At 34.3% G+C, this 22498-nt stretch carries 22 protein-coding genes and 2 pseudogenes; 20 read left to right on the top strand and 4 right to left on the bottom strand.

Annotated features, from left to right (window positions below):
- Positions 1-190: 190 nt before the first annotated feature.
- Complete coding sequence (gene sstT, locus AAIE21_RS18020) at positions 191-1429, bottom strand: serine/threonine transporter SstT (RefSeq protein ID WP_343268025.1); 1239 nt, start codon at positions 1427-1429, stop codon at positions 191-193.
- A gap of 639 nt (positions 1430-2068) precedes the next feature.
- Between sstT and AAIE21_RS18015 the strand changes: the two genes are divergently transcribed.
- Both AAIE21_RS18015 and topB read left to right on the top strand, forming a co-directional pair.
- Positions 2069-2284, top strand: a complete 216-nt coding sequence (locus AAIE21_RS18015) for a hypothetical protein (RefSeq protein WP_343268024.1) — start codon at positions 2069-2071, stop codon at positions 2282-2284.
- A gap of 95 nt (positions 2285-2379) precedes the next feature.
- Complete coding sequence (topB, locus tag AAIE21_RS18010; protein ID WP_343268089.1) at positions 2380-4527, top strand: DNA topoisomerase III; 2148 nt, start codon at positions 2380-2382, stop codon at positions 4525-4527.
- Between the two features lie 172 nt (positions 4528-4699).
- Here the strand turns inward: topB and AAIE21_RS18005 are convergent, their stop codons facing one another.
- Complete coding sequence (locus tag AAIE21_RS18005; protein WP_343268023.1) at positions 4700-4849, bottom strand: hypothetical protein; 150 nt, start codon at positions 4847-4849, stop codon at positions 4700-4702.
- 97 nt (positions 4850-4946) lie between these two features.
- Here AAIE21_RS18005 and AAIE21_RS18000 point away from each other — a divergent pair.
- From AAIE21_RS18000 to AAIE21_RS17960, 9 genes and pseudogenes are all read left to right on the top strand, one after another.
- Positions 4947-5798, top strand: a pseudogene (locus tag AAIE21_RS18000) (heavy metal translocating P-type ATPase); the annotation flags it as partial.
- A 59-nt stretch (positions 5799-5857) separates the two neighbouring features.
- A pseudogene (locus AAIE21_RS17995) lies at positions 5858-6442 on the top strand (SCO family protein).
- A gap of 54 nt (positions 6443-6496) precedes the next feature.
- Complete coding sequence (locus tag AAIE21_RS17990) at positions 6497-7180, top strand: thioredoxin domain-containing protein (RefSeq protein WP_343268022.1); 684 nt, start codon at positions 6497-6499, stop codon at positions 7178-7180.
- Positions 7177-7614, top strand: a complete 438-nt coding sequence (locus tag AAIE21_RS17985; RefSeq protein WP_343268021.1) for a disulfide oxidoreductase — start codon at positions 7177-7179, stop codon at positions 7612-7614. The genes AAIE21_RS17990 and AAIE21_RS17985 overlap by 4 nt, the downstream gene beginning before the upstream one ends.
- A gap of 66 nt (positions 7615-7680) precedes the next feature.
- On the top strand, positions 7681-8211 hold the full coding sequence (locus AAIE21_RS17980) for a PCYCGC motif-containing (lipo)protein (RefSeq protein WP_343268020.1): 531 nt from the start codon (positions 7681-7683) through the stop codon (positions 8209-8211).
- A 477-nt stretch (positions 8212-8688) separates the two neighbouring features.
- Positions 8689-10041 (top strand): branched-chain amino acid transport system II carrier protein, encoded by a 1353-nt coding sequence (gene brnQ, locus AAIE21_RS17975; protein ID WP_343268019.1) that lies wholly within the window; start codon positions 8689-8691, stop codon positions 10039-10041.
- A 156-nt stretch (positions 10042-10197) separates the two neighbouring features.
- Positions 10198-10617 (top strand): VOC family protein, encoded by a 420-nt coding sequence (locus AAIE21_RS17970; RefSeq protein WP_343268018.1) that lies wholly within the window; start codon positions 10198-10200, stop codon positions 10615-10617.
- A gap of 398 nt (positions 10618-11015) precedes the next feature.
- Positions 11016-12671, top strand: coding sequence for a copper resistance CopC/CopD family protein (locus tag AAIE21_RS17965; RefSeq protein ID WP_343268088.1), 1656 nt, complete (start codon positions 11016-11018; stop codon positions 12669-12671).
- Positions 12672-12709: 38 nt separating this feature from the next.
- Entirely contained in the window at positions 12710-13336 is a 627-nt protein-coding gene (locus AAIE21_RS17960) for a YcnI family copper-binding membrane protein (protein ID WP_343268017.1), read from the top strand.
- A gap of 48 nt (positions 13337-13384) precedes the next feature.
- On the opposite strand, the gene AAIE21_RS17955 is transcribed toward AAIE21_RS17960, so the two are convergent.
- A complete protein-coding gene (locus tag AAIE21_RS17955) occupies positions 13385-14296 on the bottom strand; it encodes a DMT family transporter (RefSeq protein ID WP_343268016.1) in 912 nt (303 codons plus the stop codon).
- A 97-nt stretch (positions 14297-14393) separates the two neighbouring features.
- Between AAIE21_RS17955 and AAIE21_RS17950 the strand changes: the two genes are divergently transcribed.
- From AAIE21_RS17950 to AAIE21_RS17920, 7 genes are all read left to right on the top strand, one after another.
- Positions 14394-15263 carry a LysR family transcriptional regulator gene (locus tag AAIE21_RS17950; RefSeq protein WP_343268015.1) on the top strand — a complete coding sequence of 290 codons (870 nt, stop codon included), beginning with the start codon at positions 14394-14396 and terminating at the stop codon, positions 15261-15263.
- Between the two features lie 127 nt (positions 15264-15390).
- On the top strand, positions 15391-15822 hold the full coding sequence (locus AAIE21_RS17945; protein ID WP_343268087.1) for an Rrf2 family transcriptional regulator: 432 nt from the start codon (positions 15391-15393) through the stop codon (positions 15820-15822).
- Between the two features lie 104 nt (positions 15823-15926).
- Positions 15927-16577, top strand: coding sequence for a DsbA family oxidoreductase (locus AAIE21_RS17940; protein ID WP_343268014.1), 651 nt, complete (start codon positions 15927-15929; stop codon positions 16575-16577).
- Between the two features lie 73 nt (positions 16578-16650).
- Positions 16651-17253, top strand: a complete 603-nt coding sequence (locus AAIE21_RS17935) for a nitroreductase family protein (protein WP_343268013.1) — start codon at positions 16651-16653, stop codon at positions 17251-17253.
- A gap of 29 nt (positions 17254-17282) precedes the next feature.
- A complete protein-coding gene (locus AAIE21_RS17930; RefSeq protein WP_343268012.1) occupies positions 17283-17675 on the top strand; it encodes a nuclear transport factor 2 family protein in 393 nt (130 codons plus the stop codon).
- 170 nt (positions 17676-17845) lie between these two features.
- The gene (locus AAIE21_RS17925; protein WP_343268011.1) at positions 17846-17986 is read left to right on the top strand and encodes a hypothetical protein; all 141 of its coding nucleotides are present in this window, start codon (positions 17846-17848) and stop codon (positions 17984-17986) included.
- 262 nt (positions 17987-18248) lie between these two features.
- Positions 18249-19283 (top strand): AI-2E family transporter, encoded by a 1035-nt coding sequence (locus AAIE21_RS17920; RefSeq protein ID WP_343268010.1) that lies wholly within the window; start codon positions 18249-18251, stop codon positions 19281-19283.
- 75 nt (positions 19284-19358) lie between these two features.
- Here AAIE21_RS17920 and AAIE21_RS17915 read toward each other — a convergent pair whose 3' ends face one another.
- On the bottom strand, positions 19359-20303 hold the full coding sequence (locus tag AAIE21_RS17915; protein WP_343268009.1) for an L-lactate dehydrogenase: 945 nt from the start codon (positions 20301-20303) through the stop codon (positions 19359-19361).
- Positions 20304-20782: 479 nt separating this feature from the next.
- Between AAIE21_RS17915 and AAIE21_RS17910 the strand changes: the two genes are divergently transcribed.
- Both AAIE21_RS17910 and AAIE21_RS17905 read left to right on the top strand, forming a co-directional pair.
- Complete coding sequence (locus AAIE21_RS17910; RefSeq protein WP_343268008.1) at positions 20783-21706, top strand: CobW family GTP-binding protein; 924 nt, start codon at positions 20783-20785, stop codon at positions 21704-21706.
- 186 nt (positions 21707-21892) lie between these two features.
- The gene (locus AAIE21_RS17905) at positions 21893-22498 is read left to right on the top strand and encodes a TetR/AcrR family transcriptional regulator (protein WP_343268007.1); all 606 of its coding nucleotides are present in this window, start codon (positions 21893-21895) and stop codon (positions 22496-22498) included.

Here is a 22498-nt window from a genome sequence, read left to right as displayed (position 1 = left end):
TTTATAAAAATTAAAATTATCCTAAATTAAAACCCACGCATTTTGATTAAACTTTATTCAAAATGCGTGGGTTTCTTCGAGTATAAAATCAACGTTCTTAGCGACCTTTTAATCAAACTTTTTTCCACACCAACAATTGATGTTATATGTTTCTAAAAAACTACATTTGTATGAGAACTAGATTTCTTCTTTATGATGCTTGGCGAATATTTATTTTTTTCCCTTCTTTACGCCACTCTTTAAATTCCGCTGTTGCTGTGAAAAGTACGTCTGTGGATGAGTTAAGTGCCGTTTCAAAAGAGTCTTGTAAAACACCAATAATAAAGCCTACTCCAACTACCTGCATAGCAATATCAGGTGAGATTCCAAATAAGCTGCATGTTAGAGGAATCAGTAATAAAGATCCACCAGCAACCCCTGAGGCACCACAAGCACTTATAGCTGACAGTACGCTAAGGATGATTGCTGTAGGCAAATCCACTTGAATACCAAGTGTATGAACTGCTGCAAGTGTCAAAACAGAAATCGTGACAGCGGCTCCGGCCATATTAATTGTTGCGCCTAATGGGATGGATACGGAATAACTATCCTTATTCAAACCTAAATTTTCACATAATCTCATATTTACAGGAATATTCGCAGCTGAGCTACGTGTAAAGAATGCTGTAATCCCACTTTCCTTTAAGCACTTAAAAACAAGTGGGTAAGGATTTTGGCGTATAAATGCAAATACAATGATTGGATTGACAATCAGCGCTACAAAGAACATACAACTAATCAAAACAGCAAGTAATTTCCCATAGCTTAGTAATGATTCAATTCCATTTGTAGTAATAGAATCCACCACCAGACCCATGATTCCTAATGGCGCAAACTTAATAATCCATGTAACTATTTTGGATATAGCGTCTGAAAAATTTGAAATCGTCGTTTTTGTCGTATCAGAGGCATTTCGTAAAGCCAAACCAAGGAGTGTCGCCCAAGCTAAAATACCGATATAGTTTGCATTATAAATTGCTTTAATTGGGTTATCAACAATGTTCAGCAGTAAAGATTTGAGAACCTCTGTAATCCCTCCAGGAGCAGTCACACCTTCAGCGCTCTTTGCAAGTGTTAAAGTTACAGGGAAAATAAAACTTACAACAACGGCGATTAATCCAGCTAAAAATGTTCCCATAAGATATAGGAAGATAATGGACTTCATATTTGTTTGTTGACCACTCTTATGTTGTGCGATGGCTGACATAACCAAGAAAAGTACCAGCACAGGTGCAATTGCTTTCAAAGCACCTACAAATAAAGTACCTAAAATTACAATAGGCTTTGCTACTTCTGGGATTGTTACAGATAGAATAATACCAATAATCAACCCTACAATGATTTGTTTTACTAGGCTCACTTGATTCCACTTTTTCAGTATACTGTTCATAAATACTCCCCCATTAATTGAAGATAAAATTGCAACATTGCTGCTATAGAGCTATTCGTTTCTCACAACCCTACAATAAAATTAAACCTATTCCACATAGATTCCGTTGAATAATAGATGACTTTTCTAGGGTTGTGCTTTTGATTGTATCCGACTACGCTGTTTCGGAATATACCAAAAGATTTTTTTAATAAAAAAATTCAGACATTTTTTGTGGATAGCCCCTTTTAACGCATTTCACCCCATAAAAACAACTATCTTATTAATAAGTAGTATTATAATGATTTTTTTCGTATATAACAATATTATTTTCTTTGTTTTTAGAAATATCTTAATTGTTAAATTATTATAAAGGTAAATAATACATATACATAATCAACCTTTTAAATTATTCATCACATTTCTTATTTGTATAACTAGTAGAAGTAGTAGATAGCATAGACTTAGTAGGGAAACAATATAGGAATAAAAACAGATATTCTTCCATATAACAATTTCGTGGATAGATTGGTAGAGAAAATAGAGGGATTACAAAGTGATTTAGCAAATATTTCAAGGCAGTTGAATAAGAAAAGTGATATAATAAAAAACTTGGAGAATGAAAATGAAAAATGAAACACGTTATTAGATGGGTTTTCTTTGCTTGTTCGAGTAGAAAAAGTAATACATACAGGGGAAGCGAAGTGTGAAAAAATAAATTATGCTCTGACAGAAACTTTTGGTAATCCTATTATGTATGTTGAAAAGTTTAGTCAAAATGTAGATAGGAGTAATCCGAAAGAAGAGCGAGATGACATTATACAATTAAAATCCAAAAATAGTATAAATATTCAAAAAGATGATTTTGATTGGTGAAAAATCTTCGTTTTGAATATTTTTTTGACTATAAAAAAGTCGAGAAGCGTTAATGCCTTATTTTATAAGGGGTAAAGGAGAGTGACTTGAAAAATATGGTCGCATTAATAATCGCTGAAAAACCAGATCAAGGTTTGGCTCTTGTTTCTCAATTTAAATATCGCAGAAAAGACGGTTATTTAGAAGTAGAAGCAAATGAGTTATTTCCAGATGGAGCTTACTGTACATGGGCAATTGGTCATTTGACACAGTTGTGTAATCCGGAGCATTATTACGCTGAATGGAAAAAATGGTCATTAAATACATTACCAATGATTCCGGAGCGTTTTCAATTTGAAGTCACAAAATCGAAATATAAGCAATTTAATGTTGTGAAACAGTTGTTACATAATCCGCAAGTGACGGAAATTATTCATGCAGGCGATGCGGGGCGAGAAGGGGAATTAATTGTAAGAAATATTATCAATCTTTGTAACGTGCAAAAACCGATGAAACGTCTATGGATTTCTTCCTTAACGAAGCAAGCGATTTACCAAGGGTTTAAAAACTTACTTGATGAGTCAGATACGATTAATACGTATTATGAAGCATATACAAGGTCATGCGCTGATTGGGTCGTTGGGATGAACGCATCACGCGTCTTTAGCATTTTGTTAAAGAAAAAGGGAATGAATGATGTGTTTTCGGCTGGCCGTGTACAAACGCCGACATTAGCTTTAATTGTAAAGCGTGAAAAGGAAATTGAAAATTTTAAATCAGAACCATTTTGGGAAGTGTTTGCAACTTTTAATATCGAAGGAAAGAAATATGAAGGAAAGTGGGAGAAAGATAATGAATCTCGTTTAACAGATCCTGAGATGGCAAATAAAATCGCAGCATTTTGTCAAAACAAGCCGGCTGAAGTAAAAGAAATGAAAACGGAGCGGAAAGAATTTCAGCCACCGTTTTTATTTAACCTATCATCACTGCAAGCAACAGCAAATAAAGCATTTAAATTTTCGCCGAAAAAGACTCTTGATATTACACAAGCATTGTATCAAAAAGGGATTGTTTCTTATCCACGTTCGGATTCTAACTATGTAACACAAGGAGAAGCGGCAACATTTCCTGATATCTTGCAAAAGTTAAGCCAGTTTGATGATTATAAAGATTTGTTACCAGCACCTATTGATTCAATTATGAATAATAAGCGGTATGTGAATGAGAAAAAGGTTACAGACCATTATGCCATCATTCCAACTGAACAGGTTACAAATCCAAGTAAATTATCTGGGGATGAAAAGAAAATTTACGATATGATTATTAGAAGATTAATTGCGGCTCATTATGAAGTTGCGATTTTTGACTATACAACAATTACAACGCTTGTTGATGGACGTGCGGAATTTATTTCAAAAGGGAAACAACAAATTCAAGAAGGATGGCGCAAAGTTATTTTCCAAGATGATAAAGATGATGAAACGATTCTTCCGATCGTAGCAGAAGGCGAGCAAGGAAAAGTCGTAAAGGTGAAAGTTAAAGAAGGAAAAACGCAGCCGCCAAAGCGTTTTACAGAAGGACAACTCATTACATTAATGAAGACGGCTGGAAAGTACTTAGATAATGAAGAGCTTGAGAAAGTATTAAAGAAGACAGAAGGTTTAGGGACAGAAGCAACTCGTGCTGGCATTATCACAATGCTGAAAGATCGTAAGTATATTGATGTTAAGAAAAACCAAGTATACGCAACGGATAAAGGGAAAGTATTAATTACGGCAATTGGTAATAAAATTTTAGCTTCTCCAGAAATGACGGCAAAGTGGGAACAGCGCCTTGCGGAAATTGGAGAAGGTACAGCTTCACCAGCAACTTTTATGGAACAAACGAAAAAGTTATCAGCCAAAATTATTGAAGATGCGATTGAAATGTCTGAGAAATGGGATTTTACCGGATTGAATGTAGAATCGATCGAACGTAAAGGATCGAAATTTACAACAGGTAAAAAAGTCGGAACATGTAAAAAATGTGATGGCGATGTAATCGATAAATCGACTTTTTACGGTTGTTCAAACTACAATACAACCCAATGTGATTTCACGATCTCCAAAAAAATATTAGGAAAAGCAATTTCGCAAAAGAATATGACGAAGCTATTAAAAGGTGAACAGACGGATTTAATTAAAGGTTTTAAAAAGAATGATAAAAGCTTTGATGCGAAGTTGGAGTGGAAAGAGAATAAAATCAATTTTGTGTTTGAGAAATGAGGGTGTCGACAAATAAAAAAATTCTATACTGGGTGTGAAGTGACAAGAAAGTTGTGTACTTTACAAGAAGGTTGTACATTCAACAACAAAGTTATACATGTTACAAGAAAGCTGTACACTTAAAAGTGAAACTACTTTTAGGTTATATGAGAAAAAGCATGACAATTTTATGTCATGCTTTTTTGTTTTCATCTGTCACTTTTATAATTTGTGCCACTGATAAGGAAGTAGCACCTGCTTGGTTTGATTCAGGAACAGGAAGATTCTCAGCAGCCCAAGGTACTTTTTCCACATCCTTAGATGGAACAGTAGACTGCGGCACATTTCCGTCCCGTAATCCTGTCAGGTATCCTGTTTATGTAGCAGTGGCAAAATGATGATAATGCATTTGCGCAGTTCTTCGAAGTGTTGAAGGTTCTGAAGAAGAGTTATTATCTCTTGCACGTACTATTGAAGAGTATTCCAATCACCCGATTGCAAAAGCTATTACGGCATATTCACAAGAACGTAACATTCCGGTACAACAAGGAATAGATTTCCGTGCTATTGTAGGAAAAGGTGCGCAGGTGACCATACCAGGAGAAGTTTATTATGCTGGAAATGCTACCTTATTTGAAGAGCATGGCGTATCTACTGATATTTGGAAAGAGGCAATACAGAATATGCAATACATGGGGCAGACTGTTGTTCTGATTGGTACCAATGACAGCATTTTAGGAATCATTGCGGTCGCTGATTCCATACGTTCAACAACGTTAGAGACGGTTCAAGAGCTTAAACGGTCAGGAATTAAAGAAACCGTGATGTTGACAGGAGATAATGAAGGAACAGCGCAACATATCGCACAGAAAGCGCAGATTGACCGCTACTTTGCTCATTTACTTCCGGAAGATAAGGTTCGTGCCGTGGAACAGCTGCAAGCAGAAGGGAAAACCGTCGCCATGATCGGAGACGGTATCAATGATGCACCAGCACTTGCAACAGCCAATTTAGGTATTGCCATGGGTGGAGCGGGAACGGATACAGCGATGGAAACAGCGGATATTGTTCTCATGGCAGATAATCTAGAAAAACTGCCATACACGATGCATCTCAGCCGAAAGGCATTACGCATCATTAAACAAAATATCTGGTTCTCTCTCATTGTAAAGTTTATTGCGCTCATCTTGATCTTTCCGGGTTGGTTGACACTGTGGATTGCTGTGTTGAGCGATACAGGGGCTACACTACTTGTAATACTTAACAGTATGCGTTTATTACGAAATAAATAATATGATACGGAGCTACCTAGTGGCTCCATATCATAAATACAAAGTGAAAGGGTATACATATGAAAAAAATACGTTTAATTAAATTGCTTATGTTTATTTTCGTAATTACGATTTTAGGAGCATGTAGTGATAATAAACTAAGAGATTCACTAAATTGGGATGTAGAGAAATTTTCATTTACAGATTAAAACGGGAAAAATTTTGGTTCATCTGAGTTAAAAGAAAAGGTCTGGGTAGCTGATTTTATCTTTACAAGTTGCCAAACAGTTTGCCCACCTATGACAGCCAATATGGCAAAACTTCAGAAAATGTTGAATGCTGAGGGAATTAAAGATGTAGAGTTTGTATCATTTAGTGTAGACCCTGAAGTAGACACACCTGAAAAAATAACAGAATTTATGAAGGTTTATGAAATGGATACAAAGAGAACGCATTTCCTAACAGGATATACACGACCAGACATTGAAAAGTTTGCAAAAAAGAACTTCCAAACACTTGTAACCAAACCAGAAAATAATACACAAGTTATACATGGAACAAGTTTTTATCTTGTCGACAAAAGTGGAAAAGTTGTGAAGAAATATTCAGGTCTACAAAAAACACCATATGAAGATATCATTCGAGATATTAAAAGAATTCGTTAAATTAGAAGATTGTTAGTGTTATCTTGTTAAACTCTAAAAATTCGAGGTGTTCACATGAAGAAAAAGCAATCGTCTCACGTAAAGCTACTACTTGTTGTCACATTAATAATCTTTGCTGTAATTACAGCCTTTGTTGTGATGGATAGTAAAGAAGAAACAGCAACAGAAAATAAAGTTATGAAGAAGTTACCTTCTATAGGAAATCAACCTACTTTAGGAAAAGAAGATGCACAAGTTTCTATTGTAGAATTCGGTGATTATAAGTGTCCTGCTTGTAAAGCATGGGGAGAACGAATTTTCCCTCAACTTCAAAAAGATTATATAGATACTGGTAAAGTTAAATTTTCATATGTGAATGTTTTATTCCATGGAACGGAATCCAAGTTGTCTGCTTTAGCTGCTGAATCTGTTTATAAACAAGACCCACAATCATATTGGATATTCCATAAAGAGTTATTTAACGCACAGCCAGAAAATCACGATGATCCATGGATTACTTCGGAGAAGCTACTAGAGATAGCGAGAACATATACACCAAATATAAATGTAAATAAGTTAGAAGAGGATTTAAAGCAACAAGCGGAACAAGAAGAAGTAAACAGAGATGAAAAGCTGGTGCAAGACTATGGCGTAGAGAAAACGCCAAGTATTGTTGTGAATGGAACGATGTTATCCGATCCTTATGATTATGAACAAATCAAAAACTTAATTGAAAAAGCATTGAAGGAAAAGAAATGATGAATACAGTACAAAAAAAATTTGAATGGCGTAATTACACCTTATATATGGCTTGGATCGTTTCAATGTTTGCTACATTGGGTAGTCTGTACTTCAGCGAGGTTCGTGGGTTTATACCATGTGAATTATGCTGGTTCCAACGAATCATGATGTATCCACTCAGTATCATTTTAGGTGTTGCGACATTCTATAACGAAAAGAAAATCAAGAAATATGTATTGCCGCTCTCTATTATTGGTGGAAGTATTTCGCTTTATCACTATTTAATACAGAAAGTCCCGGGTTTTTCAGAGATAAAATCATGTGTCCAAGGAGTTCCTTGTAATGTAGATTATATTAATTGGCTAGGTTTTATCACAATTCCCTTCCTAGCTTTAATAGCTTTTTGTCTAATTACTTTGTTTATGTTGTTAACAAGATCAAAAATGAATTGATTAAAGAGTATTGTGTGGGATGTATTGTTACATATAAAGGTATTTCTACAGAGAGGAGACAGTATGATGTCGAAGATCATACCTGTAGTTTTATTAGTAAACCTATTATTTGTAGTACTAATTGGTTGTAGTTCCGTTAATGATTCATCAGCCAGTAAGAGCAATGCGACACAGAATCAAAAAAAAGTACAAGAGAATAGCGATGATCATTACAAAGGAGATATCCTAGAAACAACAGCTAGTATTGAAACCCTTCCTTCTTTCTTATCATCAGCTAAAAATGGCCAAGTCTCTCAAATTTATGGGATGGTAGGAAAAAACATCGAACTCTTAGAATGGATTCCTTGTTACTGTGGTTGTGGAGAAAACTCAGGACATAAAAACAATAAAGATTGCTTTATCCGTGAGATAAAGCAGAATGGTGAAGTTACATGGGGATCTCATGCAATGAATCACGCAGCTTGTGTAGATATTGCTTTTCAATCTGTCTTAATGAACCAAAATGGAGCATCTACTTTAGAAATTCGTCAATATATCGATAAACAATACAACAAAGAAGGTATAAGCGTCACTCCAACACCAATGCCAAGTGCATAATATATATTTTTTACAAAATAGAAGACATGTAGAAAAAACAAATGCATGTCTTTTTTGTACATTCCTACAATTAAGAGGTGTAAAAAGATGAAAATATTAGAACCAGATATGAATGTGCAAGAAAAAGGAAATGCTAAAACAAGTGCTTCTGTGTTTCCTAAAAACATCATTTGAATAGAAAAGAAACTTTCTAACTGTAGAAGCTTCACTTTATATAAAAGTGAGATTATTGAATATGAAAAAGAGTAAAATGGTCATTAAAGGTTTATATCAGTTAGTGATATGAGGAATATGTAATGTTTTTTTAGTTTTGTATTCAAAGTGAATTTAATTAAAAAATTCAAAAAATAGTATTGAAATATATTATTCTTAAGACTATAATAAGTGAGAATAGTACATTCGCTAATTAAATATTCAGAATCTTCAATTAGTTAAAATTGGAAATGAGATAATGTATTTTGTAATGGAGGTTATATCATGACGAATAAAGTACCTTTTTCGTTCATAGTAGTTATCGGATTAATGTTATTTGCTCTCTTTTTTGGAGCAGGAAATTTAATTTTCCCTGCAATGTTAGGTCAATCAGCTGGAACAAATATTTGGTCAGCGAATGCAGGATTTTTAGTAACTGGGGTTGGACTACCATTACTTGGTGTACTAGCATTTGGTATTTCAGGTAAAGAAGATTTACAATCACTGGCAAGTCGTGTTCACCCTGTTTTTGGAATTGTGTTTACAACAATTCTATATTTAGCAATCGGTCCATTATTTGCAATACCGAGAACGGGTAATGTTTCCTTTGAAATTGGTCTTAAACCTTTTGTACCAGAAAGTTTAGGTTCTATGCCTTTAATTATTTTTACAATTATATTTTTTAGTATTACTTGTTTTTTTTCGCTCAATCCTGCGAAAATTGTCGATATTGTTGGAAAAATCTTGACGCCAATTAAATTAACGTTCATCGGAATTTTAGTAATTGTTGCTTTCATTCGTCCGATAGGGGATATGCAAGCACCTGTTGAAACGTATACATCTAACGCATTCTTCAAAGGGTTTCAAGAAGGATACTTAACAATGGATACGCTTGCATCTTTCGTGTTTGGCATTATTATCATTAATGCTATTAAAGAAAAAGGTGCAAAAACGAAAAAACAAATTATGGTTGTTTGTGCAAAAGCAACGATTATTGCAGCGACAGTATTAGCAATTCTATATACAGCGCTTTCGTATATGGGAGCTTCAAGTGTAGCAAAACTTGGGCACTTAGAAAATGGTGGGGAAGTTTTAGCGAAAGTGTCAAACTACTACTTTGGTTCATATGGTGGAATCCTATTAGGGTTAATGATTACAGTAGCTTGTTTAACGACTAGTGTAGGACTTGTCTCAGCATGTTCTTCATTTTTCCATAAACTATTTCCAAATGTATCTTACAAAAAAATCGTTGTTATTTTATCTGTTTTTAGTGCAATTGTTGCGAATGTAGGATTAACGCAACTCATTGCAGTTTCTGTCCCAGTATTAACAGCGATTTACCCATTAGCGATTGTACTAATCTTTTTAACATTTTTGCATTCATTATTTAAAGGGAGAAGGGAAGTGTATCAGGTAAGCTTACTGGTGACGTTTATTATAAGCTTATTTGATGGGCTAAATGCAGCTGGAGTAAACATCCAAGTAGTGAACCATGTATTTACTAAATTTCTTCCGATGCATGAAGTAGGTCTAGGATGGATTTTCCCAGCTATTATTGGTGGATTTATTGGGTACGGTATTAGTCATTTAAGAGTGAAAAATGAAATTCATTCCAGCGTAGCAAAAGTAAATAAGTAATTATATGTCACAAAAAAGTTATAGCATTTATTTCTATAACTTTTTTGTTATTATAGGAGATAAATGGCTGAGTTGTTATAGTTCGTAGCCGTACGAAAAATATAGCCATTTATATATCTTATATAAAAAAGTAAAAATGAATTTAGGAGAAATATAATGAACAAAAAAATTGATCATATTGGTATTGCTGTTCGCGATATAGATAGTAGTATACGTTTTTACGAGAAGGTTTTATCAGGAACATTAATAGATCGTTATGTAAGTGAGGCGACAGGTGTTGAGAGTGAAGTGGCTATTCTTGAAGTGAATGACGATAGAATTGAATTGCTTGCACCAACGAATAATACTACTTCACCGATTGCAAGATTCATCAAGCAAAAAGGAAAAGGTGTACATCATATTGCTTATCGTGTAGACAATTTGGATCAAGCTTTAGAGGAATTAAAACAACAAGGGATTCGAACGTTGGAGCATACACTACGTATAAACAAGCATGGTAGAAGATTAATTTATCTTAATCCAGCCGATACAGAAGGAACGATCATTGAATATTGTGATTATCCTGAGGGGAAATAGCTTGTGGTTTTAAAAACTTAAAAGAGTATGAAGAGGTGTTACGTCTATACGTAGCACTTTTTTGTTTTTTAATGTTTAGGAAGTGTTAGGGAATCATAAGGTTGGATTTCACAATTCCTTCACAAATGATTCACTGTTTCTTTTCGTTCTAAAAAACTTATATTTATATATTATATGTTATAATCATAACTAGCTTTAAAAAGATAAGTAATGATTATATAAATAGTATCTTAATTAGTATAAGTTCAGGGTGGTGTATGAATAGTTCACAATGAAATTTTTAATTTATATTTTATTATTTAATATTTAATAAAGTTAATTTTTTGGGAATAGAATAAAAATAGTAATGCTTTATTAACTTCCGAGTGAAATACAGCGATGTAAAAGAAAGAAGTGAACTGAATGTGAGTGTATTAAGAAAACTAGGAGCATGGATGGTAATGGCATATGTACTGATGATATTGCTACCTACAGCGGTTTCTGCTCATGCTTATATTGTAAAATCAAACCCTACAGAAAATGAAACATTAGAGAAAGCACCTTCCGTTGTAAGGATTGAATTTGATGAAATGCTTCAGTCTTCGCGCTTTAATACGTTATTGGTAAGGGATGCTTCAGGGAAACGCGTAGATTTAAAAAATGCTCATATTGATAAGAAAAATTCCAAAGTCTTAGAAGCTGGAGTGAAAAAAAATACACCAAATGGTACGTATTCCATTCAGTGGAAAGCTGTTTCTGCTGATGGACATCCTATTCAAGGAGTCATTCCATTCCGTGTTGGAACAGAGGAAAAGGGAGAAAGTAGCATACAAGCAGAAGAAATTGGTTATTTCCCGCAATTGGATATGCTCATAGAAAGAGGCATTTTATATACAGGTTTTTCTATCTATATAGGTGTTCTATTTTTTAACCTGATAATCTATAAGGGGAATTCCAGTATAGTTCAATCAAGAAGTAATAAACTCATTTGGACTTCATTGCTTGGTATATTCACTAGTTTACTATTTAGTCTTCCTTTGCAAGCAAAGATAAATGCTGATGTTTCGTGGGGAGATGCATTTCAACCTGCATTATTAAAAGAAACGTTACAGTTACCTGTTTTTGGATATGTATGGAAAATTCAAATGACGCTCACAATTGTGTTGATCGCTGCTACATATGTTGCCTTAAAACGAGGAAAGCTCTCATCGTTTAAAACATGGATAGTTCCAATTCTTCTTTTTGTTGGATTGCTTATTATGAAGGCGATGAATAGTCATGCATATGGTCTAAAATATAAAAATGTTGCAGTCGTTATGGATTTTCTACATCTATTCGCAGCTTCGCTATGGATTGGAGGTTTAGTATCGATTCTTCTTCTTTTACCTAAAGACGATGAGAAAGAGAAAGGGACAAAGTATTGGGATGCTATTAAAAGATTTTCACCATGGGCAATGGGGACAGTTATTGTTATTTTTGTGACGGGTCTTTTTAATAGTACTTTCTTTATTCCAACGATCCATTCATTATTTGATACAAATTATGGCTTAGCATTGTTAACAAAATTTCTCTTATTTATTGGTATGGGGATATTGGGACTTATTCATTACGTAAGGGGAAGGATGAGAAAAGAGAAAAAATTGGGGGCTACGCTGAAAGGTGAATTTGGTATAGGGATAGTAATTTTCATCATAGTAGCTTTTCTAACAAATGTACAAACGCCACCAATGCCGCCAACTGGACCATTTACAGGAAGCCAAAAACTTGATAATGGATATGAACTTACTTTACAAGTAAATCCAAATAAGGTGGGGATGAATACATTCCGCATTGATTTAAAGGATACAAATGGACAGCCTGTTACTGATATGGAACAAATTGTACTGACCACAAAGTCTTTAGAAATGGATATGGGAAAAGGTACATTTAAGGTTTCGCCGGTTTCACCAGGAGTGTATCAAGCGGAAGGGATGTATATTAATATGACCGGTGAGTGGAATATACATGTTCATGGATTAACGAAAGCTCTTGATAGTTTTGATACGGATTTTAAATTCATGGTCGGCGGTCGATAAAGTAAGTTTGTAGAGAATGAAAAAGGAGTAATGGAAAAATGAAACGTATAAAAAAATTAGGAACAACAATGATAGCAACAGTAATTGCAATGGGACTTTTCGCAGTACCTGCTAGTGCACATGTAACGGTGAAACCAGCTACTTCTGGCGTTAGCTCTTGGGAAACGTATACAATAAAGGTCCCTGTTGAAAAGGATATAGCAACAACGAAAGTTATCCTTAAAATACCAGAGGGAGTCGAGTTTCAACAGTATGAGCCAGTACCGGGATGGAAGATTGATGAACAAAAAGATGCATCTGGAAAGATTAAATCTGTTACGTGGGAAGCGACAGGGGAAGGGATTTTACCAGGTCAATTTCAGCAATTTACTTTTGTTGCGAAAAACCCAGATAAAGAGCAAAAAGTGGTTTGGGACGCCTATCAACAGTACAAAGATGGAGATATTGTAGAATGGACAGGCGATGAGAAGGCTGATAAACCACATTCACTTACAACAATTACAAAGGGTACAGCATTGACTGGAGAGCATGGAGAATCAAAAGTATCTAATGTGAAAGAGAAAGAAAGTACAAGTATGCAAACGGTAGCTATTATTTTATCCATTCTTTCTATTATAGTTTCATTAGGTACATGTATCTTTGTAGTACGCCGTAAAAAGTATTAAATAAGAAAACGCCTATTTGATGATAGGCGTTTTCTTATTTATATTTGACTAGCATCTTTTAGGTTCAACAGACTGTTTCATGGTAAGTGATTTTGGTTTTATATTTACAAAACAAATACTTACGACAATAAATAAGAGTCCGACGAATAAACTAATGGTAATAGCTTCATGCAGGAAAATAGAACTTACAATAATTGCGATTAGTGGAATAAGAAATGTATAAGCTCCAACTTTACTAGCTTCTCCAGCTCCGACAAGTGTAAAGTAGGCAAGCCAACCCATTGCAATAACAAAGATTGAAATGAATAGTAATACGATTACAAATGGTATGCTCCAAGCAATGCTAGACCAGTTTTCAAATTCTGAACCGAATCCAATTAAGCAAAATCCCCCGATAATCAGTTGAAGTGTAACCATCCAAATTGCATTTACACGGTTTCCAGTTTTTTTGATAAATACTGTACCAAGTGCCCAGCCAACTGCACATCCTAAAGCAAGGAAAATACCGATAATAGAAATATGTCCGGTTAAGCTACTAGAGCTAATAACAGCAACGCCCGTAAATCCAAGAATAAGGCCGAAAATTTTCAAGCCATACATTGTTTCTTCAAGCCAAATCCAAGAGAAAATCCCAAGTAAGACAGGCTGAAGAAATACAATAGCGGAAAAGAGTCCGGCAGGCATATACTGAAGTCCTACAGTTTGTAGTCCGTAAAATAAAATAATGTTGAGTAAAGCGGAAATAAAGTATAAATGCCAAGTTTCTTTTAGATGTAATTGTTTGTATTTCGGTAATGCGAAAATAAGTAGAATAAATCCTCCTATTAATGTTCTGACTCCTGCAAATAATACGGGCGGTGTATAATGCAGAGCAAATTTAGATAAAGGCCAATTAATCCCCCACATAAGAACGAGGAATGAAAGGATTATGGCTGTTTTTGTTCGTGAAAGTTGCACCACGATAATACCTCCTTGTTGTATATCATTTCACTATGATATGATATTGAACACGATAAATAAAATGAATCTTTTTTATAGGGAGTATAAGTGATTTGTTATGACTATTACACAACTTCAAGTATTTGTAAAAGTAGTTGAACTAGGAAGTTTTACGAAGGCAGCTCGAGTCTTAAATATGACACAACCAGCTGTGAGTCATGCGATTTCCAGTGTGGAATCGGAATTAGGTGTAACACTTATCATACGTGATAAACGGAAAGGACTCATTCTTACAGATGTAGGAACTCGCCTTCTTGTTCATTTTCGTGAAATTTTAAATGGTGTTGAGAAAGTAGAGCAAGAGGTTGCGATGGAGAAAGGGCATGAAGTTGGTACAATTCGGATTGGAAGTTTTCCGAGTGCATCGGCATATTTCTTGCCTAAAATGATTAATATATTTCGTGAAAAATATCCGAATTTAGAGCTGATTCTCCATGAGGGAACACTCAAAGAAGTGGAAGAATGGTTATTATCACGTGCAATTGATCTGGGAATTGTTATTTTGCCAAATACAGAAATGGAGATTGTACCGTTAACGAAGGGGAAAATGGTTGTTGTTCTAAGAAATGATCACCCTTTGGGTAAGAAGGCGACGATTACAATAGAAGATTTAGAAGATGAGCCGATCATTATTTGTAAAGGTGGGTATGAACCGCCAATTATAGAAATGTTTAAGCAAGCTTCCGTACCGCTTCGCATTGAATACGTTGTGTCTACTGTAACAACATCCTTGAATATGATAAAAGAGGGACTAGGTTTATCTATATTAGCTGAATTATCCTTATCAGATCTACCACCTAATGTTCAAACAAGAGAATTAGAACCACAAGTATGGAGAGAAATTGCGTTAGCTGTTCCTTCCTTGAAAGAATCTTCACTAGCTGTGCAACTTTTTATTGAAGAATTTCAAGGGGTGTTTGCAGAATAGTAAAAAGGCATCTTGTTTGTAAGGTGCCTTTTTACTTATTGCTATCACATGTCAAAAAAGTTTTATAGAAAGGGTTGACTTATAACCTTGTTGTAACTATAATGATTACATCAAGGTGGTGATCATGATGAAAATTAGTAGCCGCTTTTCTATAGCTGTTCATATTTTATCTATTTTGAAAAATAATCCATCTTCTATTTGTACTTCAGATTTTATGGCCGAGAGTGTAAATACAAATCCGGTTGTAATTCGAAAAATAATGTCTTACTTAAAACAAGCCAAGTTTGTTTATGTAAATCGAGGGCCAGGTGGGGCTGGGTTATTAAAGGGTTTAAGTGAAATTACATTATTAGATGTATATCATGCAGTAAATGTAGTTGAGGAAGATAAGTTATTCCATATTCATGAACAACCCAATCCAGATTGTCCAATTGGAGCGAATATTCAAGCGGTATTAGAGATGATTTTGGTTCGAGCACAATCTGCAATGGAAGAGGTTTTGAAAAATATTACTATGGAGCAGTTATTTGAATCTTTACAACAAAAAATAAATGATTGAAATAAGGGTTGCAAGTCTCTATAAGGAGAGAATGTATATTTTTTTGTTATAAATGTAACCGAAACAGTTACAACTGATAATAAGAGAAAGTAAGGTGTAATACTATGACTGTAAAAATGAAAGTGTACTCTGATTTTATTTGCCCATTTTGTTTTTTAGCAAAAGGTCCATTAGATGAAGTGGCGAAGGAGAAAGATGTAGAAATCGAATGGATGCCATTTGAATTACGCCCGAGTCCATATTCAAAAATCGATCCTTGGAACGAGCCAGATAAGTTAGGTTCATGGGATTCTTTCATTCTTCCTACTGCAAAGAAATTAGGAGTTGAAATGCGTCTGCCCCGTGTTTCACCGCATCCATATACACATTTAGCTTTTGAAGGATGCCAATTTGCGAAGGATCGTGGACTTGGAAATGAGTACCATCACCGAGTATTTACTGCGTTTTTCCAGGAAGAGCAAAACATTGAAGAGATAGATGTATTAACGAAATTAGCGGTTGAAGTAGGGATGCCTGAAGCTGAATTTAAAGATGCTTTAGTAACTCGTAAATATAAAGAAAAACATCAGGAAGCAATTCAGCATGCATACGATGAAGCAAACATTATGGCTGTTCCAACTGTAATGATTGGAGACGAAGTCATTCAAGGGCTTGCTAGTAAAGAAACGTTAAAAAGAGTAATTGATAAAGAAATTGAAAAGGATAAAACAAATTCATTTGAAGGTATGCAATGTAATACGGATGGATATTGCTAATCCGTATTTAATTGAGGAATCAACTTGAATTGTTTAAATAAATTATAAAACGTATATATTTGGAGGAACTAACATGTCAGCAACTACAACAAATTTAAAAGAAGCAATCATGAACCGTCGTTCAATTCGTAAAGTAACAAAAAATGCTACAATCACAAAAGAAAGAATCAATGAAGTTTTAAAAACAGCTTTACATGCACCAACATCTTTTAATATGCAAAGTGGTCGTATGGTTGTATTAATGGACGCCGAGCATGAAAAGTTTTGGGATATCGTAAAAGAAACGCTTAGAGTTCGCGTGCCAGCAGAAAACTTTGAAGCAACAGTAGAAAGACTGAAAGGTTTCCGCGAAGGAGTAGGAACAGTATTATTCTTTGAAAATCAAGCGACAGTAAAACAAATGCAAGAAAATGCACCATTATATAAAGAACAGTTCCCATTCTGGTCTCATCAAGGGAATGCAATGCTACAACATACTGTATGGATGCTATTATCTGCAGAAGGAATCGGGGCATCATTACAACACTATAATCCAATTGTAGATGCTGAAGTGAAAGAAACATGGAATATTCCAGCAGAATGGAGCTTAGTAGGACAAATGCCATTTGGTGAGCCAAATGAACAACCGGGTGAAAGAACGTTCTTACCTACTGAAGATGTAGTGAAATTTTACTGAAATATCTTTGGAAGTATAGGGAGTAATATATGACAGAAAGTACAAATTTGCAAATCATTCGTAGTACGTATAAAGGTCCAGAGTACTTAATAAAGGCCCTTTCAAAAGAAGTAGAGTGGACAGAAGCGGCAGGGTTCCCATATGGTGGCACGTATGTTGGGGCAGAAGCTGTCATAGAGAATGTTTTTAGTCGTCTGGCATCAGAATGGAATGATTTTAAAGCGAGCATTCATACGTATCATGAGGTGAATGGCAAAGAAATCATTATTGCTGAAGGAATATACTCTGGAGTATATAAAAGAACAGGTAAAGCATTTCAAGCTGATTTTGTACATGTTTGGGAATTGCGTAATAGAAAAGTTGTAAGGTTCAAACAATATGTTGATAGTCATACTGTTCAACAAGCGCTACGACCTTCTTGAAACTAAATAGAGAGTGAGAGAAGAAGCTGTTTAAGAAATAGCTTCTTTTTTTCATGCTTTTAAATAAAGGTTTGTTATGGTAGGAGTATGATTGCTTCGTTTAGGGAATTAATATAACAAAATAATATATTGGATTGATTCAATGAACAGTTATCAAAGGATGTGTCGTCATGAATAATGAGAAGAAATATACAGTAGTGGGTACCGATATTGATGAAGTGAAGCGTTTAAATAAAAATTCAGGGTTAACGTATAATCAAGTAAAGGAATTGTTAGCAAAAAGAATGGAAAGAAATAAAGCTACGAAATGATCGCCATAAACTCATTGTTTAAGGCGATCATTTCGTAATTAGGACAAGGGAAATTACGAGTATTTGTAATGCTGTTTATATGGAAGTATTTCGATAGAAATGAAATATGACAATTAAAAAGAAAAAAGAGGATTCCTTCAAATTAGTGAGAAAGATTGTCTTTAGGAGTTCATACAATGTCTTAATATAGTAACGAATAAACGGTTAGTATTTTCATAAATATATGAAATTCCCATCCGTTGAAGGGGGAGATTGAGACTTAATGATTCAAGTGAAAAATTTCTTTCAAAGTAGAGGGTTCCAGAGGTTCTTTATATTAATAATTTTAGCTCTTATTTTATACGGGCTAAAAAGTATGATTAATTTAATTTTGATTACCTTTATCCTTACGTTTCTAATGGATCGATTTCAAAGATTTATTTCTGAAAAGCTTAATCGTTTTGTACGGATAAATAGGAAATTGATTATTGCCTTTTTGTACATCGGTTTAGTGGCATTTATTGTTACTACGTTATATAAATATTTACCGGTATTAATGATACAAATTTCGCAATTGATTCATCAGTTTAAAGTATTTTTTAAAAATCCACCTGATAATGAAATGGTTAAATATTTGTTCTCGACAATAAACCAAATGGAAGTATCAAAGTATATTGAACAAGGTGTGGATGTTATTTATCAATCTTTAGCGAATATTGGAAAGGTAAGTTTGCAAATTTTACTTTCTCTTATTTTAAGCTTATTTTTCTTACTAGAAAAAGAGCGTATTATTACTTTTACTTCTAAATTTAAGGATAGTAAACTTAGTATTTTTTATGAGGAAATTGCATACTTTGGTCAGAAATTCGCCCGTTCATTTGGAAAAGTCATTGAAGCGCAGTTTTTGATAGCTGTTGTGAATTGTATTCTCACTGTGATTGCACTTGTGTTTCTCGGTTTTCCACAGCTCCTTGTATTAGCTGTCATGGTATTCCTATTAGGACTCATTCCTGTTGCAGGTGTGATTATTTCCCTATTTCCACTTTGTATCATAGCGTATAACATTGGTGGGATTGCATATGTCGTATACATATTAATTTTTATCACGGTCATTCATGCAATTGAAAGCTATTTCTTAAATCCAAAATTTATGTCCGCAAAAACGAATTTACCAATCTTTTATACATTTATGGTTCTTATCTTTTCAGAACACTTTTTAGGGATATGGGGTCTTATTATTGGGATTCCGATCTTTATTTTCTTACTTGACGTGCTTGAAGTGCACGATGGAGAGAAGTCTTACCCAAATGCGGAATGAATTTTTTAACTATGTAAAAAGCAATCCGAAATATTTGGATTGCTTTTTTATAGGCTTACAACCAGTATATGTTTTTTAAAGTACGGGAGCCATTGTTTCTTTTAGTACTTGAACAGAATGATCAAATTTTAATTCTTCTTCTTCGCTTAATTCAACTTCTAAAATTTCACGGACACCTTGACGGTTTAGAACGGCAGGAACGCCAATATAAACATCGTTTTGTCCATATTGACCATCAAGATAAGCGGATACTGTTAATACGCTGTTTTCGTTGTTCAAAATTGCTTTTGTTACCCGTAAAAGGGACATACCGATTCCGTAGTATGTTGCACCTTTTCGTTCAATAATGTGATACGCAGCATCGCGAACGTTCACAAAGATTTCATCTAAGTCTTTCTGATTATGTTCGTTATCTTTTTCAAGGATTGTTTGTAGTTTTTGAATTCCAATTGATACGTGACTCCAAACAGGAAGCTCTGTATCGCCATGCTCGCCGATGATGTAAGCATGAATATTGTGAGGTCCAATATTGAAATATTCTCCTAGCATATAGCGGAAACGAGCAGAATCTAGAGTTGTACCAGAACCGATTACACGCTCTTTTGGTAAGCCAGATTCTTTCCACGTTACATAAGTTAAAATGTCTACAGGGTTTGTAGCAATTAAGAAGATACCATCAAATCCGCTATCCATAATACTACGAACAATTTCTTTAAAGATTTTAGCGTTTTTCTCAACTAAATCTAAACGTGTTTCACCTGGTTTTTGTGGTAAACCAGCAGTGATTACAACAAGATCTGCGTCTTTACAATCTTCATAGCTACCTTTCCAAACTCTTGTCGGTGCTGGAGCAAAGGGAACCGCATGACTTAAATCCATTGCTTCTCCTTCTGCCTTTGCCTCGTTTACATCAACGAGAACAAATTCTTCTGCAACGCCTTGGTTAATCATGCAGTAAGCGTAGCTACATCCTACTGCCCCAGTTCCTACTAATACAACACGGTTAATACCTTTTTTCATATGACAATTCCTCGCTATTTCAGTAATTTTGATATGTAAGAAAAAACAGGCCTTACTTCTATAGAATCAAATCTAGTTTATTACATTTTATGAAAGATATTCAAGTATTTCAAAATATATCTGTTCACATATGTATTAATTATAAGGAATGAAACATAGGTATTTCTTAGCTGAAGTCAAAGTTCATATTTTTGCGGAGGAGTAACAGCTTTTGAACAAGGGCAAGAACTCGAATTATTTTCTCATATTACATTGCCAGAGGGGTGCATACATTTTGCAAGAGAATATACAACGTTTAGGAACAGTTGAATCTGGAATTTGGGTTGCTGATAAAATAAATCACTGAACATATAGAGGGAATCAACATAGTTAGCTTGTATTGTTTACAAATAGCAGTTATTTTAATAAAATAATAAGTATAAATCGTAATAGTTACGCTTTAAAACATATTAGAAACACAGAAATGGATGGTCGGTAATATGAATAAAGTAGAAATTCATATATTAGGTGGTTTTTTGGGAAGTGGAAAATCAACACTGCTACAAAATCTATTATTAGCGGAAAAGAAGAAAAATCGAAAAGTAGCTGTTTTAATGAACGAAATAGGTGAGTATTCGGTAGATACAGATATTATAGGAAAAGAGAATGTTTTAAGGGAACTTTTAAAAGGTTGTATTTGTTGTACGTTGAAAGATGAACTTGAGATTCAATTACATTCTTTATATCAACAAGAAAGGCCAGATGTCATTTATATAGAAACAACAGGAGTGGCTCACCCGATTGAAGTATTAGATGCATGTTTGTCACCTATTTTAGCTCCTTACCTTGACGTGAAGTCCATCGTTGTTATAGTAGATGCAATAAGATGGTTAAATCGCGATACATTAAGTAAAAATATTCAGCAACTTTTACATGAACAAATCAAATATGGAAGTCATATCCTCATTAATAAATTAGACTTATTAAAAGATGGGGAGAAGAAAAAAGTTTTAGAAGAAGTAGCAGCAATGAATAAACATGCTAAATTGTATGAAACACAGTATTGTAATATATCTTTAGGGGATATAGAAGGTGTGGAATTTAAAGGGAATGAAGAGCATGAAACATTACATGTGAAGCAGCATTTACATATACAAACGATGACATATCAATTTACAAAATCAATTGACCAAGATCAACTATATGAATGGCTTTCCAATTTATCCCAGGAGATTTATCGAGTTAAGGGATTTGTAAAATTTCATGGGGATAAATATCCGCACTTGTTACAATACTCATTTGGGGTACCAATTTTATTAGAACAGGATTTTGGATTTCCGACAAATCTTGTAATTATCGGTGAAGATTTAGATAAGAAACAATTAAAGGAAGGGTTAGAAATTCTAGAACATACATCAAATTGAAAATAACAAATACGAAGTGAATAGTATATTTCAAGCAAACATCTTGTAGGTAAGGGCGTGCCCTTTACTTCCAAGATGTTTTTTATTAGCAATAAATTGTATTTTTTATAGTGTCGAATTTTATCTAAATAAAATAGTTGTAAAATTCAGTTAAATACTTATAATCAAATTTAAGAGGTGATTCAGATGTCAGAAAAAATAATAGTGGATGTAAAAAACTTAACACCAAAAGGATTAGAAACAAGGGAAAAACTATTATGTGCTGCGGAAGAAGTGTTTGGTAGTAAGGGGTATTATGAGGCTTCTATTGTGAACATTACACAAGAAGCGAAGGTGGCACACGGAACATTTTATAATTATTTTCCAGCAAAAAAAGATATATTTGATGAACTCATTCATAGATTTAACCGTGAATTACGCTTGACAATTAGAGAGGAAATGAAGGGAGTAATCGGTTATGAAGAAGCGCAGCGGAAGGGGTTTCAAGCGTTTTTTCGTTGGGTAAAAAAGCGTCGGAATTTATATAGCATTGTGCAACAAGCAGTTGTTGTTGATGAAGAGATGTACAGATGGTATTATTCGAGACTTGCAACTGGATTTTTAAAAAGTTTGTCTGCTGGTATGAAAGCAGGAGAATTTAAAGAACTTGATCAAGAAACAATTGCATACTGTCTCATGTCGATCGGTCAATTCCTTGGTATGCGCTGGGGATATTGGGAAGAACAAGATGTTCCTGAAGAGGTTTTTGAGACAGCAATGTCATTAATATTTGAAGGGTTGCGAAAAAGATAG

It is taken from the genome of Paenibacillus sp. 102, from assembly GCF_039549175.1.
GTDB lineage: Bacteria > Bacillota > Bacilli > Bacillales > Bacillaceae_G > Bacillus_A.
Note: the sequence above shows the minus strand (reverse complement) of the source record. Positions and strands in the feature narration are given on the sequence as shown.

Bases quoted from the DNA above. Each gene is read 5' to 3' on its own strand.
- AAIE21_RS17990 (WP_343268022.1), top strand. From the start codon at position 6,497: ATGAAGAAAAAGCAATCGTCTCACGTAAAGCTACTACTTGTTGTCACA.
- sstT (WP_343268025.1), bottom strand. From the start codon at position 1,429: ATGAACAGTATACTGAAAAAGTGGAATCAAGTGAGCCTAGTAAAACAA.
- AAIE21_RS17985 (WP_343268021.1), top strand. From the start codon at position 7,177: ATGATGAATACAGTACAAAAAAAATTTGAATGGCGTAATTACACCTTA.
- AAIE21_RS17935 (WP_343268013.1), top strand. From the start codon at position 16,651: ATGTCAGCAACTACAACAAATTTAAAAGAAGCAATCATGAACCGTCGT.
- AAIE21_RS17950 (WP_343268015.1), top strand. From the start codon at position 14,394: ATGACTATTACACAACTTCAAGTATTTGTAAAAGTAGTTGAACTAGGA.
- AAIE21_RS17925 (WP_343268011.1), top strand. From the start codon at position 17,846: ATGAATAATGAGAAGAAATATACAGTAGTGGGTACCGATATTGATGAA.
- AAIE21_RS17940 (WP_343268014.1), top strand. From the start codon at position 15,927: ATGACTGTAAAAATGAAAGTGTACTCTGATTTTATTTGCCCATTTTGT.
- AAIE21_RS17915 (WP_343268009.1), bottom strand. From the start codon at position 20,303: ATGAAAAAAGGTATTAACCGTGTTGTATTAGTAGGAACTGGGGCAGTA.
- AAIE21_RS17930 (WP_343268012.1), top strand. From the start codon at position 17,283: ATGACAGAAAGTACAAATTTGCAAATCATTCGTAGTACGTATAAAGGT.
- AAIE21_RS17905 (WP_343268007.1), top strand. From the start codon at position 21,893: ATGTCAGAAAAAATAATAGTGGATGTAAAAAACTTAACACCAAAAGGA.
- AAIE21_RS17970 (WP_343268018.1), top strand. From the start codon at position 10,198: ATGAACAAAAAAATTGATCATATTGGTATTGCTGTTCGCGATATAGAT.
- AAIE21_RS17980 (WP_343268020.1), top strand. From the start codon at position 7,681: ATGTCGAAGATCATACCTGTAGTTTTATTAGTAAACCTATTATTTGTA.
- AAIE21_RS17910 (WP_343268008.1), top strand. From the start codon at position 20,783: ATGAATAAAGTAGAAATTCATATATTAGGTGGTTTTTTGGGAAGTGGA.
- AAIE21_RS17920 (WP_343268010.1), top strand. From the start codon at position 18,249: ATGATTCAAGTGAAAAATTTCTTTCAAAGTAGAGGGTTCCAGAGGTTC.
- brnQ (WP_343268019.1), top strand. From the start codon at position 8,689: ATGACGAATAAAGTACCTTTTTCGTTCATAGTAGTTATCGGATTAATG.
- topB (WP_343268089.1), top strand. From the start codon at position 2,380: ATGGTCGCATTAATAATCGCTGAAAAACCAGATCAAGGTTTGGCTCTT.
- AAIE21_RS17960 (WP_343268017.1), top strand. From the start codon at position 12,710: ATGAAACGTATAAAAAAATTAGGAACAACAATGATAGCAACAGTAATT.
- AAIE21_RS17945 (WP_343268087.1), top strand. From the start codon at position 15,391: ATGAAAATTAGTAGCCGCTTTTCTATAGCTGTTCATATTTTATCTATT.